The organism is Shimia sp. SK013, assembly GCF_001292625.1.
Lineage (GTDB): Bacteria > Pseudomonadota > Alphaproteobacteria > Rhodobacterales > Rhodobacteraceae > Shimia.
In genome coordinates this window covers 979941-995496 of sequence record NZ_LAJH01000009.1, presented here as the reverse complement: position 1 = coordinate 995496, position 15556 = coordinate 979941, and the positions used below count along the sequence as shown (strand labels likewise).

The window sequence follows — 15556 nt, the reverse complement described above, 5'->3', positions numbered from 1 at the left end:
AATGTCAGGATTTGGTCTGCGCTCTTAGAGGAAGCCCAGTTTTTTCATCAGATCGCCAATGACTGTTTCCTGCTCCTCAAGGAAGGTGCGGAAGTCGTCACCGGGATTGTGGATGTTGACCCAGCCGTTGCGGGCCCGAACAGTTTCCCATTCTTCCGTGTCATACATTGCGGCAATCGCTGCCTGATACTGGGCCAGTTTTTCATCAGACATTCCCGGCGCACCGAAGAAGCCGCGCCAGTTGACGAACGTTGTGTCGATGTCCTGTTCTTTCATGGTCATAGCATCCGGGGCGGCGTCGACGCGACCATCAGCTGTGACGCCGATGATTTTGACTTCGCCCTGGTTGGCCAAATCAACCGCTTCGGAGAACCCGGTAGACAGCGCCTTAATCTCGCCCGACAGCAGCGCCGCCATGGCAGTGCCGCCCGCGTCATAAGCGATATAGTTGACACCAAGTGCATCACGGCCGGAAGCTTCCATCACCATAGCGGCGACCAAGTGGTCCATACCGCCTGGCACAGATCCACCACCGATTGGCGTTCCAGACGGGTCGGCGTCATACACAGCGAGGAAATCTTCCATTGTGGAAACATCGCTGTTAGCTGGAACAACAATCGCGGCGTAGTCGCCGATGGTGCCCGCCACAAGCGTTAGATCGCGGAAGTTATGCGGGAACACGCCAGTCAGCGACCGGATTACAATCGGCGTCGAATTGACCATCAAGGTGCCTTCGAGGCTATCGGCGTTTTCGATCATGTAGCCAATCGCCACACCGCCGCCGCCACCTGACATGTTTTCGTAAGAGGCGGACCCAACCAGGCCGGATCCTGTCAGGGCTTCGCCCACACCACGTGCGGTTCCGTCCCAGCCACCACCGGCACCGCCGGGGATCACAAAGTGAATGTCATCGAGCACTTTATGCCCGTCGGCAAAAGCCGAAGTTCCGAGTCCGAGTGTTGCAACGGCGGATGCAATCAGGGCACGGCGGCCCACTTTCAACATTGTCATTTTACTCTCCCATTTGGTAGCCGTTCTCCTCACGGCCCTAAGTGCAGACACAATCACGGCAACCTGACATAAACCTGTCACGCGCCCAGAAAGGTGAGATGCCAGCGATGAAATACCTTCTTGTTGAAGACAATCTGGAGCTAGCGGAAGCGGTCTCGTCGCGCATCCGTTTGGATGGGCATGCCGTTGATCACGCGGCAAAAATTGCCGACGCAACCGCGTTCGTAGATACGGGGGAATATGACTTGATCCTGCTGGATATCATGCTGCCGGACGGGGACGGGCGAACCTTCCTAAAGCAGCACCGGGATCGAAAAAACCTCACTCCGGTGATCGTTTTGACGGCCCGAAGTCAGGTGTCAGATAGAATCGGTTTGCTGGATTTGGGGGCGGATGATTATCTGACCAAACCGTTTGATCATGCCGAGTTACAGGCGCGGTGTCGCGCTGTTTTGCGCCGAAACGCGGGGTCTGCCCAATCTGTTCAGACCATCGGAGACGTTGAATTCGACGCAGTTTCCGGCCATCTGCGGGTCAACGGCACCATCATTGATCTTCGCAATCGCGAGTTGCGGTTGCTCGAACTTCTGATTGGCAACAAGGGACAGGTTTTCTCAAAGCAGAAGCTGGTTGATCGCCTTTTCTCATATGATGACGACGTGTCTGAGAACGCTATCGAGGTTTACATCGGGCGTTTGCGCAAGCATCTTGAAGGGTCAGAAGTGCGGATCGTAACACTGCGCGGATTGGGGTACAGGTTGGATCATGACGGCTGACGTCATCGTCTCAGGATCGCTGCGAAACCGGTTGGCCTTTATCCTGACGGGAGGGGCCGCTTTGCTGGCGGTGATCTTGTATGTGGCTGTTCGTCTTCTGGCGGCGCAAGTGGCGCAGCAAGGCCAGGACAACATACTGAATGCATCAATGTCGTCCGTCCTGGACACGGCCCTGATCCGGGATGGGCGCGTGACCGTGGATTTTCCATATTCTTCTTTGTCGATGCTCAACACCGCAGCGGATGACCGCGTGTTCTATGCCATCTACGAAGGGGAGAATTTGTTATCGGGTTACGACTGGCTGATTTTGCCGCGTGATGTGCTTAGCGAAAGAACGCATTTTGGAACCACGACGTTTCGGGGCGATCCATTGCGCGTCGCCACTGGGTCGCGGGTGCTGATTGGATCCGACGGCCCGCGAACCGTGTCCGTGTCAATTGCCCAAACACAAGATGCGCTGTCGGACACGCTTTATTCAAGTTCCCGCAGCGTTGCATTTCTCGGGCTTGGTTTCTTTCTGATGTCATCGGCGCTCGCGCTTTGGGCTGCGTCCACAACCAGCGGCCAAATGCGCCGACTGGCAACTTCTGTGACCCGCCGCGGTCCTCAGGACCTGAGCCCCGTTACCAAACCCGTACCGTCGGAGATGGCGCCCTTGGTTGGGTCTTTGAATACTTTTATGTCGCGGCTGGACCATACGCTGAGTCAATCGGAAGACTTTATCGCGGAGGCCGCGCATCGCATCCGCACCCCTCTGGCGACCGTGCGGTCCCATGCAGAGGCGACGTTGCAACGTGTGGACCGCACGGAAAATCGCAAATCGCTTCAAGCCATGGTGCGGGCGATTGATGAAAGCAGCCGCGCGGCGGGGCAGTTGTTGGATCATGCAATGGTCACTTTTCGCGCAGAAAACCTTGAGGTGTCAGAGGTAGATTTGGCGGATTTGCTGGATGAATTGGTTTTGAGCATGACGCCTGTGGCGGAGATGAAAGACATTACGATCACAATGACGCTCGACCGCCCCGCCACGCTGCAAGGGGATGCGATTTTACTTCAAAATGCGCTCCGCAATCTGATCGATAATGCCCTCAAATATGCCCCAGCAGAAACGGATGTCATAGTGAGGGTTTCCAAATCTCCGTCGTTGTCGGTCAGCATTTCCGATGGTGGGCAGGGATTTGCCGTTGATGAAATTGAAACCCTGCCCGGCCGTTTTGTTCGTGGCAAAAACATGGGCAACAAAGTTGGATCCGGTTTAGGTTTAACCATCGCACAAGAGGTGGCAATCGCACATGGTGGCAAAATGACCCTGTCTAACCGGAAGGAGGGCGGTGCATGCGTTACATTGTCCTTCTGATCGCGCTGTTGACGCCCATTTCCGGATCGGCACAGGAATGGGAGGACCGGCGGCTCTTTGGAGCATCGGATCAGATTTCGCTGACGATCCTGTCCAGCACGGATACGTCTTTTTTCGCGCCCATTATCGACGATTTCATCGCATCAAACCCAAACACGTCGGTTGAGTATCTTGTCACGGGGACCGCAGACCTTGAACGCACGTTCCGAGCCGCGCCTGACCGGTTCGACGTGGTGATTTCAAGCGCAATGGACTTGCAGCTAAAGCTGACCAACGACGGCTTCGCAGCGCCAATTTTGGCTGAGGATCATCCAGAGTGGGCGCAATGGCACGACAGATTATTTGCCTTTACCTCCGAACCTGCCGCTATTGTCATCAATCGCCGGACACTTGGCGATCTGCCTATCCCCCAAAGCCGGCAGGATCTAATTGAGCTTTTGCGAGGGCATCCGGATCGGTTTCAGGGAAGGGTTGGCACGTATGATGTGCGGCAATCTGGGCTGGGCTATCTGTTTGCCACCCAAGATGCCCGCGCCTCTGAGACTTATTGGCGTCTGATGGAGGTCATGGGGCGGGTGGGCGCAAAGTTATACTGCTGCTCGGGGCAAATGATCGATGACTTGCGGCAGGGCAAGTTGGTGGTGGCCTACAACGTGTTGGGCAGCTATGCACGCAAGCAGGCAGAAACTTCGGGTGACTTGTTGGTGATCTTGCCGTCGGACTTTCCGATAACGATGATGCGTACCGTCTTAGTCTCCGAGAATGCTGCTAACCCGCGACGCGCAGAAAGCTTTGTTCGACATCTTCTGACTGTTCAAGCTGCAGGTGATCCAAAGGTATTCCCTTTGCCGCCATTGGTGGGAGACTATGACAATGAGGCGCAACGGAATATAAATCTGGATCCAGCTTTGATGACTTACTTGGATCAGATGAAGCGCGAAGCGTTCGTCCGCGAATGGGAGAACGCAATTGTGCAAGATGAATGAGATCGGCGTGCCTGTTTGGAACCGATCTGACTCGTCAATTTGAAACGCGGCTTGTCGATTGTGCCCGCTACATTAATGCGCCGCCGCGCGCGTCCACTATCCGGCCGACCTGTGGATAGGCTATGGCCGCGGTGGGCAAAAAGCCTTGGTTGGCTGAGTGCAAAGCGACCTGACCAACTGGCTTCGCGGATGTCCACATGCGGGCATTTTTTTCGCATTCGGCGAGAAATGAAGCGCGCGCGGCTGTTTAGGTTTGTTGGAGATGCGATAACGTCGCGATAATTCCTCGCAGTTCCGCAAGTCCCTTTGCGCGGCCAATAAGGGGGTACCCTGGCATACTGTCGGTGTTGAGATCGTGCAGAATATCCTGACCGTGATCGGGGCGCATCGGGATTTGGCAGTCGGTGCGACCTTCTGATTTGCGACGAGTTTCCTCGGCCAGCAATGCGCGGATTGTGCCAACCATGTCGGTGTCGCCTTCAAGGTGCATGGCCTCATAAAAGCTGGTCTTGTCGCCGTCGGTGGGGGCGAGGCGGGTGGTGTTGCGCAAGTGGGCAAAATGGATCCGATGGCCGAGACGGCGCACGAAGTCGGGGCCGTCGAAGTTGGGGTCTACTCCGAGAGAGCCAGTGCAGAGGGTGGCTCCATTGGCGATGCTGTCGATGGACCCAATCACGGTCTCATAGTCCTTCACGGATGACATCACGCGGGGCATTCCCAACAGGGGGAAGGGTGGGTCGTCGGGGTGGCAGCACATGCGCATGCCTAGCTCTTCGGCGAGGGGAACAACTTGGGATAAGAAGTCGATCAGATTGCGGCGCAGTTTGGTGGAGTCGATGTCGCGATACGTGTCCAAAAGGGCCGCGACCTCGGTCACTGTCCAATTGTCGTTGGCGCCGGGAAGGCCCGCAACAATGTTGTTTTGTAAGGATTTTTTTGCCGCATCGTCCATGGCGGCAAAGCGGGTTTCGGCGATGGACAGGGTGACAGCTGCATATTCGTCTCGCGCCGCAGCCCGTTTGAGCAAAAACAGATCGAAGATCGCGAAATCGATCACGTCAAAGGACATCGCGGTGCCGCCATGCGCCATTTTTGCGGCCAGATTGGTGCGGGTCCAATCCAGCACCGGCATGAAATTGTAGCACACAGTCCGCAAGCCACTGGCGGCCAGATTGCGCAGGCTTTCTTTGTAGCACGCGATGTGGTCGGCGTAATCCGCGCCTTGAGTTTTGAGGGTCTCTGATACTGGAAGGCTTTCGACAACCTCCCATGAAAGACCCGTTTCCTGACCGTTCGGTGTGGCAATTTCGGCCTGCCGTTTGCGGATTTCAGGCACTGTCCAAACCGCGCCAGGCGGGATGTGATGCAAAGAGGTGACGATGCCTTCGACCTCGATTTGAGGCAGGTCTTTGACGTTGATTGTGTCCGCCGGACCAAACCAGCGCCATGTCTGTTTCATGTCGGTATCCCGTCGGTATCGCGGCGGTGCGATTTTCCGCTCGCGCTGTCAAAAAGATGCAACGCATCGGTGGCCACTGCCAAGGCAATTTTGTCGCCTTCTCGGATCCTGGTCTGGCCCTGTGAGTGCACCGTGATCTTCTCACCCTCTGCCGTGAGAGCATACAAGTAACTTTCGCCGCCAAGTTTTTCGACGGTGACCACTTCGGCGTGGATGTCATGCGGGCCTGTGGCGTCGCCGCTCACAACTTTCAGCCCATCGGGACGCACGCCCAGTGTCACGGCGGCACCTTCGGTGATGTCAAAGCCGGAAGTGGGCAGAGCGAGGCGATCACCCTTGGGCAATATCAAGTCGGCGCCGGAAACTGTGCCGGCAAAGAAGTTCATGCGTGGGGAGCCGATGAAGCCAGCGACAAACATATTGGCGGGTGTGTTGTAAAGATCGAGCGGCCGACCAAATTGTTCGACCTCGCCTGCGCGCAACACGGCGATTTTGTCGGCCATAGTCATGGCTTCGACCTGATCGTGGGTCACGTAGATCATGGTGTTGCCCAAGCGGCCATGCAGGCGTGAAATTTCGCCACGCATTTCCACCCGCAGCTCGGCATCAAGATTTGAGAGCGGTTCGTCAAACAGGAACACCCGTGGTTCACGCACCACCGCGCGGCCAATAGCGACGCGCTGGCGCTGACCGCCAGATAAATCCTTTGGGCGGCGGTCGAGCAGTTCGTCAATCTGCAACATTTTGGCGACCTCGTTGGTCTTGGTCGTGATCGCAGCTTTGGGGGTTTTGAGGTTCTCAAGGCCGAAGGTCAGGTTCTGGCGCACCGACATATGCGGATAGAGCGCATAAGACTGGAACACCATCGCGAGGCCGCGATCCGCCGCGCCACGGTCATTCACAACCTCGCCGTCGATTTCGCAGGTGCCCTCGGTTATGGTTTCAAGGCCGGAGATCATACGCAAAAGCGTGGACTTGCCGCAGCCCGATGGCCCGACAAAGACGCAAAATTCGCCGTGCTTGATCTGCATGCTGACGCCTTTGATCACCTCGGCGGCGCCGTAGGATTTTTTCACGTTGTTGAGTGTGAGGTCGGCCATGTCGGGTCTCTTTTCTATTTGCCGCCGGTGGAGGCGATGCCGGTGGCGATGTATTTTTGCAGAAAGGCAAAGACCAAGGCGATGGGCGTGAGCGTCAGGATTGTCATTGCCAGCAGGTTGGACCATTCGGTGTCCAGCTCGCCTTGGAAGGAGTTGAGCGCCAGCTGCAGGGTGTAGTTTTCATTGCGGCTGAGCGCGATCAGCGGCCAGAGGAAGTCGTTCCAGCGCCACATGATGGCGAGGATCGCGAGGACGGCAATCGCGGGGGCAGAGAGCGGCAGGATAATGCGCCAGTAGATTTTCCATTCGCTTGCTTTGTCCATGCGGGCCGCGTCGAGAATTTCGTCGGGAATGGTCAGCATGTATTGGCGCAGTAGAAAGACGCCCGTGGGTGTGGCTGCGCCGGGCAGGATGACCCCCCAAAGCGTGTCGATCAGGTAGAGTTCCTTGGCGATCATAAAGAGCGGCACCAGCACCACAGTTTGCGGCACCATCAGAACGCCGATCACCAATGCCAGCACAATTGTGCGGCCGCGGAATTCGTATTTTGACAGGGCAAAGGCGGCCATCGAGTTAAAGATCAACATGATGATCGTGGCGGTCAGGGTGATGAAGGTCGAGTTCCAGAAGTAGCGCAGGAAGTCGAATTTTTCGAACAGCTCGGTGTAGTTTTCGGTGGCCAGCGCGACGCGTTCTACCGCCTCGCGTTCCGAGGTTTTGATTTTGAACGTCTCGGTCGGGTTTTCAGGGTCCAGCACCTTGGCCGACAGCCCGATGCGTTTGACCTGTGCCACGGTGCGGCCTGCGTGCTCGCCCTCGGTCACGATGTAAAGCGGCAGCGGGTCGTCATAGCCGGTGACGGTGATCATTTCCTGTTTGTAGGGCAACAGACGCGGGGGGAAAGAGTTGAGTTCGGCTTCGGTTTTGAACGAGCTGGCCAAGAGCCAAAGCACAGGGCCGAACATCAGCGCGACGCCAAGAAAGAGATAGCCGTAGGTCAGCCAATCCATGATGTCGGGGCCGTTGCGGCCGCGGGTGCGGGTGAGGAAGGTGTTGATCTTACCCATCGGCGTTTTTCCTTGTGGCCCAAAGTTGCAGGCCGGTCAGCACCACAAGCACCAGCGCCAGCATGATCGAGGCGGCAGAGGCCAAACCAAACAGACGAGGCGCTCCGGCAAATCCGGTTTCATAGACATATTGAATGAGCAGCGTCGTGGCCGAGCCGGGGCCGCCGCCGGAGAAAGCATAGACTTCGTCAAAGGTCTGCACGCCTTTGATCAGGGCCAGTACCATAACCACGAGCATGGTGGGCATCAGCAGCGGCAAGGTGATGCGGGAAAAGGTGCGGAAGGGCGTGGCGGCGTCCATTAAGGCGGCCTCATAGACATCGCGGGGGATGGCTTGCAAGCCAGCCAGAAGGATCAGGGTGTAAAACCCCATATGCGCCCAGATCGACAGGAAGACCGACCAGAAGAATGTCCATTCCCGCTCGAGCATCCAGAGAACGGGTTCAAGTCCCATCGCGTCCAAACCGGCGTTCATCAGCCCGTGGCGTTGCAAGATCCATTTCCAGATTAGGGCCACCACAACAGGCGACAGCAGAACGGGAAAGAAGAAGACAGAGCGGAAGAAACCACGTGCGCGAATGTCGCGGTTCAGCACCAGTGCAGTGAGCAGCGAAAAGCCGATCATAAAGCCAATTTGCAACACGATAAACCAGCCGGTGTTGTGCACGGCGCGCCAAAAGAGATCCTTTTGGCAGGTGTTGGGATCAAGGTAGTTGTCACAGCTCGCCAGCACGGCGAAGTTGTCCGCCCCCACAAAGGCGCGGTCGCGCAGCAGGATCTGATCGCCGCCGGTCAGGGCGTAAACCACGTTCAAAAACACCGGTAGAAAGGCGAACAGAAAGAACAAGATCAAGTTTGGGGCCAAAAAGACCCAAGCGAGGTGTTTGATGCCGAGGATGCGTTGCAAGAACGCCATCGGAATTTCAAACACGCGCATGATGGATGTCAGCAGTCCGAGCATCTGAGTGACCTGTTGTCAAAAGGGCAGAGTGCGCGCCCGCGCAGGGAGTCGCGGACGCGCGCTTGGTTTTTGAGTTTACTCTGTTGCGGCCATGGCTTCGGCCAGATCAGACTTGGCGCGTTCCATGGCTTCTTCGACGGTCAGTTCGCCTACGATCGCCTGACTCACGCGCTGCAGCGTGATGTTGAACATCGCGCGGTTGTGCTTGTAGCCTTGGTATTTGATCGCAATTGGCGAAATGCCCGCAACCTGTGCGGCAAACGCGTTCAGAGCCTGCGACGCGGCCGGGGACGCGTCTATGTAGTCCACAGGAGCAGAAGCAACACCGGCGTGCGCCGGGATGTTAAGCGTCTTGGCTGTCAGGTAGTTGTAGTTGTCCTGCTGTGCGAGGAAGTCGAGGACCTTGGCCACCGCTTCGGGGTGCTCGGTCTGTTCAAAGCCAACCACGCCAGCGCCGCCGGGCATGCCGGTACAGCCGCCTGTACCGCAGGGGGAGCCGACAACTTTCCAGTCAAAATCGTCGCCGATGCTTTCGCTCATTTTCTGGATCTGCCAGGAGCCGGAGAAGTAATAGACCAGATCGCCGGAGATGAATTCAGCCTTTGCGTCCTGATAAGATGAGCCACCCGAGCCGCCCCAGACGTCGCGCGCCATGGTGCCGTCGTTGTGCCAGCTGACAAATTTCTCGACATAAGCGGTAAAGGCGTCGTCCACCAACATCGCGTCGCCGTTGTCGTCAAACAGTTGCGCGCCATAGGAAATCGCGGGGCCGGCAATGCGGTGGCCGGAGCGGTCCATCGCCATCGGGTAGGTTACGCCTGTGGCCTTGGCGACCTGATTTGCGGCGGCCGCCCATGTGTCCCAATCGGCGTCGTTGCCGGGGACCTCTACGCCTGCTTGTTCAAACAAGGTCAGGTTCACAAAAGGACCGGTGACTGTCAGCTGGCTGTGCATGCCATAGATGCCGGCGTCGTCTGCGGATTTGCGGTACCACGGCTGGGTCGCGCCGAAGTTGGCGTCCCAATAAGCGCCGTCCACGTAAGGTGACAGGTCGAGGTAGTACTGACTCAGGCCGCCGAGGTCGGTGACTTTGGCGATGTCGGGGCCGGTGCCCGCGGCCAACTGAATCGGCAGGTTCTCGAGGATGGCTTTGTAAGGCACGTCCTCGATCAAAACGGTGATGTCGTCGTTGGCAGCTTCAAATTTGTCAAAAATCTCGCGGTAGGTGTCACATTCGTTGCCGTCCGAGGAGCACATAAAGCGCACTTCTTGCGCCGAGGCTCCGGTTGAGACGGCCCCAAATGACACGGCCAGCGCGCCAAGGGCCAATGCGCCCTTCATTTTGGAAATCGTTGGTTTCATTTAATTTTCCTCCCAGAAAGTGATCCTAATTATGGGTGTCAGGCGGGTGCCCAACTTTGATACAGCGGGGTGGATCGACCCAGCGGTAATGTGATGGCGCGCCCCTCGCGTGCCGATTGATAGATTGCGGCCACCAATTCGATCGAACGGCGACCATCCTCCAAGGTCACCGCACGGTGTGGCGCGCCGTTGATGTGATTGGCGAGTTCCGCAAAATAGCCGGCAAAGCCCGCGCGCACGGCGCCGACCGAGGCAACGATGGCGTCAACCTGTGCCTGATCCGCCGGATCGCGGGCGGTGAACGTCCATGTTTCGGTGGCAGGCGCATAGGGGGCGGAACCGCTTTCGGCGGTCAGTTTTTCAAAGACAATGCGCAGGCGACTGGTGTCTGTCGCGGCGCCCAAAGTGATTGAGCTCGTGGCAACCCCGCCGCTTTGCATGCGAAATGAAATGGCAGCGCAGTCCTCGACTTCGATGGCATTTACCAAGGTGTTGGTGGTGGCCGACAGGCTCTCGATGGGGCCCATGATCGTGGTTAGCAGGTCGTGGTTGTGAATGGCGTGGCCCAAAACCGCACCGCCATTTTCCCCTTCCCATGTGCCGCGCCACGGCACGGCGTAATAGGCCGCATCGCGGTTCCAGTGGGTTTCGAGGCTGGCGGCATAGGCCGCACCGGTAAGCCCTGCGTCTTGCAGCGCTTGCAGTTGGCTCATGGCCGGGCCAAAGCGATACTGAAAAACCGGTGACAGGATACGATTGGTGTCTGTGGCGATATCGATCAGCGCGTCTGCGTCGGCCAGAGACGGCACAAGCGGTTTTTCACAGACAACGTGTTTGCCCGCCAGCATTGCATCCCGGGAGACCGGAAAGTGCAGGTGTGGCGGCAGGCAGACGTCGATCAGATCGACGTCCGCGTCGGTCAGCACAGACTGCATGTCAGAGCTAACGGTTATAGAACGCGTGTCGCCGTCAATCTCATCCAAGACAGAGCGGGCGCGGGCCTCGTCCAGATCACAGAGAGTTTTTACGCGATAAAGATCGGGCAACGCGAGATAGCCGTTAAGGTGCTCGCGGCCTATACCTGCGCCGATGATGGCAACTGTGATCATGCGCTGAGGCTCCGCTCGGCCATCATCTGTGCGGTGATGCCAAGTTCCATGACCTTGAACACGTGCGCTTGGGGGGCGGCTGTTTCAGTGCGGTTGCGGATATCGTTGATAAGGCGAGAGAAATAGGGAAGGCCTGTGTCAGAGCAGTCGATTTTCTCGCAGCGGTCGCCGTTGACCAGATAGAGGTGATCGATGCCATCATCACGGGCCACGTCCACGTATTTCCGCAACTCGATATAGCCTTCGGTCCCGAGAATGGTCAGGCGGCCATCACCCCATGTGGGCAGAGCGTCAGGCGTGTACCAATCCACGCGTACATATCCGTGGCCCTGATCGCTCTTGAGGCTCATTTCGCCAAAATCCTGAAGGCCCGGCGTCTGTGGATTGGCGTAATTGGCAACATTTGCCATGGTGATTTCGGCGTCGGTCGAGCCGGTGAAATAGAGGAACTGGTCGATCTGATGGCTGGCGATGTCGGTGATGATGCCGCCATAAGCCTCACGTTCAAAAAACCAGTCAGGGCGTGTGGGTTTGTTGAGGCGGTGCGGTCCCATGCCGATGGTTTGTACCACTTTGCCGATGACGCCTTCAGCCACCAGTTCGGCGGCCTTGGTCACTGAGGCGACCTCAAAGCGTTCGGAAAAATCCACTGTCCAGATGCGGCCGGTTTCGGCAACGGTCGCCTTGATCGCCTCAAGTTGTTCAAGCGTGGTGCAGCCGGGTTTGTCGGCCATGACGTCTTTGCCCGCGCGCATCGCTGCAATCGCGCGATCCGCCCGCAGCGCAGGAATGTCTGCCGTGAGGATAAGGTCGATGGTGGGATCGTCCAACAGCGCCTGCATCGCGTCAGCATGTGGTACATCCGGGAATTTTTCGCCGAATTTTTCGGACACCCGGGTGGGGTGCTCGGTCCAGACGCCGACAAACTCGGCACCGGCGTCGATCAGGTTTTGGGCCATGCCAAAGATGTGGAAATGTTCAAGGCCGATGGCTGCGAATTTGAGGGGGGCGGTCATGGGTGCTCCGATAAGGGAAGGTCGAGGGCGCGGCCTTGTCGGGAAGAGGCCACAAGCGTGTCGATAAGAAGTTGCACGGCAAGCGCATCACGGCCTGTGACGGCGGGCGCGCGGCCTTCGGCCAGGGCGTCGATGAAATCCTGATAGATGCCCTGGTGCCATGCGTGGGTGAAGGCCATCGGATCGGCGCCACCGCCGGAGGTGACGGGTTGGCCGATGGTTTCGCGGCGACCGTCCTGATACGAGATGTCGAGCGCACCCGGGCTAAGCACAGCAGAACCCAGCGTGCCGTGCACTGTGATGGTTTCGGCGCCCCCCGGGAAACTGGCGGTGCTGGCTGTCAATGACCCAACCGCGCCGCTTGCGAATTCCAGACCGGCAGATACAAAATCTTCGGCTTCCATGTGGTGCAGATCTGTAGTGCGGGCCATGGCCTGAACGCGGGTGACCGGCCCCAATAGAGCGAGCATCAGGTCCAGGGTGTGAATGGACTGAGAAATCAGCACACCGCCGCCGTCGCGACCGTAGGTGCCGCGTCCGGGTTCGTTGTAGTACGCTTGCGGGCGCCACCAAGGCACGGACACTTCTACCAAAGCGATCTTGCCTAGGCTGCCGGCATCAAGCAGGGCTTTTAGCGCCAAGGCGGATTCGCGCATGCGGTGTTGCAGGAACACGCCGAGAGAGATCTTGGCGGCCTCGCAGGTGTTTACGATGTCTCGGGCCGCGCGAAAACTGCGTTCGATCGGCTTTTCCATCAAAATGTGTTTACCATTTGTGGCGAGTTTCGAGACCAGATCGGCGCGGGCGTCCGGCGGGGTGCAGATTGCAACGATGTCGACGTCGGAGGCGGCCGCGAGGTCGGCCACGCTTGTGAAGACCTTTGGTTGATCGTCAGGATCGCAGTGGTCGATTGCAAACTGCCGGGCTTTTTCGGGTGCGCGTGACATTACGCCCGTTAGGCGTGCATCTGGCAGTGCGCGAATCGCTTTGGCGTGTGTTGCGGCCACCATACCAAGGCCGACAAGCGCAATATTCATTGGCAATTATTCCCATTTCTACCTGCCGTTCTGCGCAGGTTTGACCGGATTACCATACCGGTATACCGGTTGTAAACAAAATGGATACCGGTATACTGGCGCTGCGTCACTTTCCATCGCGCTGTCCCTAGCGTGTCCGGTAGGGCGTACCTCAGATGGCCAAGAGAGGCAGGCGGAGTATGCGACAATCCGGGCGAGGCAGAAGTGAGGGCTTGGAGGAGGGCTCTTTGGCGGTTTTGGATACTGCGCAAATCGATCTGGCGGCACCTGCCGGCGATCAGGTCTATCAACTGTTGCGGACCCCCATTCTTGAAATGCAAATGCCGCCGGGATGTCCTGTGTCGGAAGCCGAACTTGGCAACAGGCTTGGGGTCAGTCGTACACCGGTGCGAGAAGCCTTGTTGCGGCTGCGTGAAGAGGGGTTGATCAACACCTATCCAAGCCGCGGCAGTTTTGTCGCCACGCTGAGCCGAGAACGGATTTTGGGGGCTCAGTTTTTACGCGAGGCGATTGAATTGGCCGTCGTCCGGCGCGTGATGGGTGAGGGGTTGAAACCGTTTGATCTGGACGCGTTAGAGGGCAATCTTAAGGCGCAGTCGCGCGCGGCGAAAGCTGAGGATTTCCCCCGATATCACGCGCTGGATGACCAGTTTCACAGCCTGTTGGCATCGGCCACTGGCCTGCCGCGCACCGCAGTGGTTTTGGAACGAGAAAAGATACAGCTGGACAGGCTGCGCTGTCTGTCACTGAAAGTGGATGGCCAATTGCAATCGTTGCTGGCTGAGCATCAGGCGATTTTGGACGCCATCACAAGCGGCGACGAGGCGGCGGCAGTGACTAAAATGCAAGCGCATTGCCGGACCGTTTTGAACGTTCTGGAAACATTGTCACTGCAGCATCAGGACTATTTTGAATGACCTCTGAGACCGACCAAGCGCCGATTGGCACAGCATTGCACCTGCCTGACACGGCGCGCGCGCTTTATGAAACCGTGCGCGATCTGCCAATTGTCTCGCCGCACGGACATTGCGACCCGAAGTGGTTTGCGACAAATCAACCGTTTCCCGACCCCGCGTCGCTGTTGATTGTGCCGGATCACTACCTGTTTCGCATGCTTTACAGTCAAGGCGTCGATTTGCGCGATTTGGGCGTAGGCGTGCCGGAGGAGCAGCGCGACGGGCGCGCCATTTTCCGGCTGTTCGCCAGCCATTGGCACAAGTTTCGCGGCACACCAAGCTGGCTCTGGATGAACGGAACCTTGCGGCAACTGTTTGGTATCACCGAACGCCTGAATGCGGAGAGTGCGGACCGGATTTATGACGCAATCGACGCGCGTTTGCGTGGCGCCGATATGCTGCCAAACGCGTTGCTAAGGAGTTTTAATATTGAGGTCCTCGCCACCACCGATGGTGCGCTTGATGATCTTGGCCACCACAAGGCCGCGCAGGCAAACGACCTTGCCACACGTGTCATTCCCACGTTTAGACCCGACAGCGTGATCAATCCTGAACACCCGGACTATCACCGCGACCTTGTCACATTGGGCGAGATAACGGGCGAGGACACGGGTGATTTTGCAGGTTATTTGCGGGCACTGGAAATTCGACGTGCGTATTTCCGTGATTTGGGGGCAACTGCGACGGACCATGCCGTGCAGGATTTGATAACCTGCTGGTTGGACCGCAACGATGCCAGCGCGCTTTTCACCAAGGCTCGCTTGGGTCAGTTGGACGCCGCGCAAGCCAACCGTTTGCACGGTCATATGCTGACCGAGATGGCCCAAATGTCGGCTGACGACGGTATGGTGATGCAGTTGCACGCGGGATCGCGCCGCGGCACCAATCATGCGCTTAACACAGCCTTTGGGCCGGATATGGGAGCCGACATCCCGACACGCACCAACTGGGTTGCGGGTCTTGAGGCGCTGCTTAATCGTGTTGGCAATTCACCGAATATGCGCCTGTTGGCATTTACGTTGGATGAAAGCAGCTATGCTCGTGAGTTGGCCCCTATGGCCGGTCACTGGCCGGCGCTGCGCCTTGGCCCGCCGTGGTGGTTTCACGACAGCGCCAATGGCATTGAACGCTATCTCGATCACGTCGTTGAAACCGCCGGATATTGGAACCTTGCCGGTTTCAACGACGACACCCGTGCCTTTATGTCGATCCCTGTGCGGCATGATCTTTGGCGACGCGGTGTGTGCCGGCATCTGGCCACGCAGATGGAGAAGCGCTTGTTTGACCGCAGCGATGCCGAAGAGATTGCCCGCCTTCTGAGCCGCGATCTTGCGGTGGACGCCTATAGACTGTGAGAGC

The 15556-nt window shown here is 57.8% G+C and carries 14 protein-coding genes; 5 read left to right on the top strand and 9 right to left on the bottom strand.

What is annotated here, in order from left to right:
- Positions 1-24 precede the first annotated feature (24 nt).
- Positions 25-1011, bottom strand: a complete 987-nt coding sequence (locus SHIM_RS07440; RefSeq protein ID WP_054001911.1) for a Bug family tripartite tricarboxylate transporter substrate binding protein — start codon at positions 1009-1011, stop codon at positions 25-27.
- A 107-nt stretch (positions 1012-1118) separates the two neighbouring features.
- Here SHIM_RS07440 and SHIM_RS07435 point away from each other — a divergent pair, with 107 nt between their 5' ends.
- From SHIM_RS07435 to SHIM_RS07425, 3 genes are read left to right on the top strand one after another with little or no spacing between them, the layout of a single operon-like run.
- Positions 1119-1787: a response regulator transcription factor gene (locus SHIM_RS07435; RefSeq protein WP_054002042.1), complete on the top strand. Its 669-nt coding sequence runs from the start codon at positions 1119-1121 to the stop codon at positions 1785-1787.
- Complete coding sequence (locus tag SHIM_RS07430; RefSeq protein ID WP_054001910.1) at positions 1777-3144, top strand: sensor histidine kinase; 1368 nt, start codon at positions 1777-1779, stop codon at positions 3142-3144. Before SHIM_RS07435 ends, SHIM_RS07430 begins: the two co-directional genes overlap by 11 nt.
- On the top strand, positions 3123-4130 hold the full coding sequence (locus SHIM_RS07425; protein ID WP_054001909.1) for an ABC transporter substrate-binding protein: 1008 nt from the start codon (positions 3123-3125) through the stop codon (positions 4128-4130). Before SHIM_RS07430 ends, SHIM_RS07425 begins: the two co-directional genes overlap by 22 nt.
- 247 nt (positions 4131-4377) lie before the next feature.
- Here SHIM_RS07425 and uxuA read toward each other — a convergent pair whose 3' ends face one another.
- The 8 genes from uxuA to SHIM_RS07385 form a co-directional block, all read right to left on the bottom strand.
- Positions 4378-5589 carry a mannonate dehydratase gene (gene uxuA, locus SHIM_RS07420; RefSeq protein ID WP_054001908.1) on the bottom strand — a complete coding sequence of 404 codons (1212 nt, stop codon included), beginning with the start codon at positions 5587-5589 and terminating at the stop codon, positions 4378-4380.
- Positions 5586-6689 carry an ABC transporter ATP-binding protein gene (locus SHIM_RS07415; protein WP_054001907.1) on the bottom strand — a complete coding sequence of 368 codons (1104 nt, stop codon included), beginning with the start codon at positions 6687-6689 and terminating at the stop codon, positions 5586-5588. Before SHIM_RS07415 ends, uxuA begins: the two co-directional genes overlap by 4 nt.
- A 14-nt stretch (positions 6690-6703) precedes the next feature.
- On the bottom strand, positions 6704-7756 hold the full coding sequence (locus SHIM_RS07410; protein ID WP_054001906.1) for a carbohydrate ABC transporter permease: 1053 nt from the start codon (positions 7754-7756) through the stop codon (positions 6704-6706).
- Positions 7749-8717: a carbohydrate ABC transporter permease gene (locus SHIM_RS07405; RefSeq protein WP_054001905.1), complete on the bottom strand. Its 969-nt coding sequence runs from the start codon at positions 8715-8717 to the stop codon at positions 7749-7751. Before SHIM_RS07405 ends, SHIM_RS07410 begins: the two co-directional genes overlap by 8 nt.
- Positions 8718-8792: 75 nt before the next feature.
- Entirely contained in the window at positions 8793-10079 is a 1287-nt protein-coding gene (locus SHIM_RS07400; protein ID WP_152926470.1) for an ABC transporter substrate-binding protein, read from the bottom strand.
- 38 nt (positions 10080-10117) lie between these two features.
- Positions 10118-11188: a Gfo/Idh/MocA family protein gene (locus SHIM_RS07395; RefSeq protein WP_054001904.1), complete on the bottom strand. Its 1071-nt coding sequence runs from the start codon at positions 11186-11188 to the stop codon at positions 10118-10120.
- Entirely contained in the window at positions 11185-12204 is a 1020-nt protein-coding gene (locus SHIM_RS07390) for a Gfo/Idh/MocA family protein (RefSeq protein WP_054001903.1), read from the bottom strand. The genes SHIM_RS07395 and SHIM_RS07390 overlap by 4 nt, the downstream gene beginning before the upstream one ends.
- The gene (locus SHIM_RS07385; RefSeq protein WP_054001902.1) at positions 12201-13241 is read right to left on the bottom strand and encodes a Gfo/Idh/MocA family protein; all 1041 of its coding nucleotides are present in this window, start codon (positions 13239-13241) and stop codon (positions 12201-12203) included. Before SHIM_RS07385 ends, SHIM_RS07390 begins: the two co-directional genes overlap by 4 nt.
- A 227-nt stretch (positions 13242-13468) precedes the next feature.
- On the opposite strand from SHIM_RS07385, the gene SHIM_RS07380 reads away from it, so the two are divergent.
- On the top strand, positions 13469-14158 hold the full coding sequence (locus SHIM_RS07380) for a GntR family transcriptional regulator (RefSeq protein ID WP_193749877.1): 690 nt from the start codon (positions 13469-13471) through the stop codon (positions 14156-14158).
- Positions 14155-15552, top strand: a complete 1398-nt coding sequence (gene uxaC, locus SHIM_RS07375) for a glucuronate isomerase (protein WP_054001900.1) — start codon at positions 14155-14157, stop codon at positions 15550-15552. Before SHIM_RS07380 ends, uxaC begins: the two co-directional genes overlap by 4 nt.
- Positions 15553-15556 lie beyond the last annotated feature (4 nt).

Bases quoted from the DNA above. Each gene is read 5' to 3' on its own strand.
- SHIM_RS07440 (WP_054001911.1), bottom strand. From the start codon at position 1,011: ATGACAATGTTGAAAGTGGGCCGCCGTGCCCTGATTGCATCCGCCGTT.
- SHIM_RS07435 (WP_054002042.1), top strand. From the start codon at position 1,119: ATGAAATACCTTCTTGTTGAAGACAATCTGGAGCTAGCGGAAGCGGTC.
- SHIM_RS07430 (WP_054001910.1), top strand. From the start codon at position 1,777: ATGACGGCTGACGTCATCGTCTCAGGATCGCTGCGAAACCGGTTGGCC.
- SHIM_RS07425 (WP_054001909.1), top strand. From the start codon at position 3,123: ATGCGTTACATTGTCCTTCTGATCGCGCTGTTGACGCCCATTTCCGGA.
- uxuA (WP_054001908.1), bottom strand. From the start codon at position 5,589: ATGAAACAGACATGGCGCTGGTTTGGTCCGGCGGACACAATCAACGTC.
- SHIM_RS07415 (WP_054001907.1), bottom strand. From the start codon at position 6,689: ATGGCCGACCTCACACTCAACAACGTGAAAAAATCCTACGGCGCCGCC.
- SHIM_RS07410 (WP_054001906.1), bottom strand. From the start codon at position 7,756: ATGGGTAAGATCAACACCTTCCTCACCCGCACCCGCGGCCGCAACGGC.
- SHIM_RS07405 (WP_054001905.1), bottom strand. From the start codon at position 8,717: ATGCTCGGACTGCTGACATCCATCATGCGCGTGTTTGAAATTCCGATG.
- SHIM_RS07400 (WP_152926470.1), bottom strand. From the start codon at position 10,079: ATGAAACCAACGATTTCCAAAATGAAGGGCGCATTGGCCCTTGGCGCG.
- SHIM_RS07395 (WP_054001904.1), bottom strand. From the start codon at position 11,188: ATGATCACAGTTGCCATCATCGGCGCAGGTATAGGCCGCGAGCACCTT.
- SHIM_RS07390 (WP_054001903.1), bottom strand. From the start codon at position 12,204: ATGACCGCCCCCCTCAAATTCGCAGCCATCGGCCTTGAACATTTCCAC.
- SHIM_RS07385 (WP_054001902.1), bottom strand. From the start codon at position 13,241: ATGAATATTGCGCTTGTCGGCCTTGGTATGGTGGCCGCAACACACGCC.
- uxaC (WP_054001900.1), top strand. From the start codon at position 14,155: ATGACCTCTGAGACCGACCAAGCGCCGATTGGCACAGCATTGCACCTG.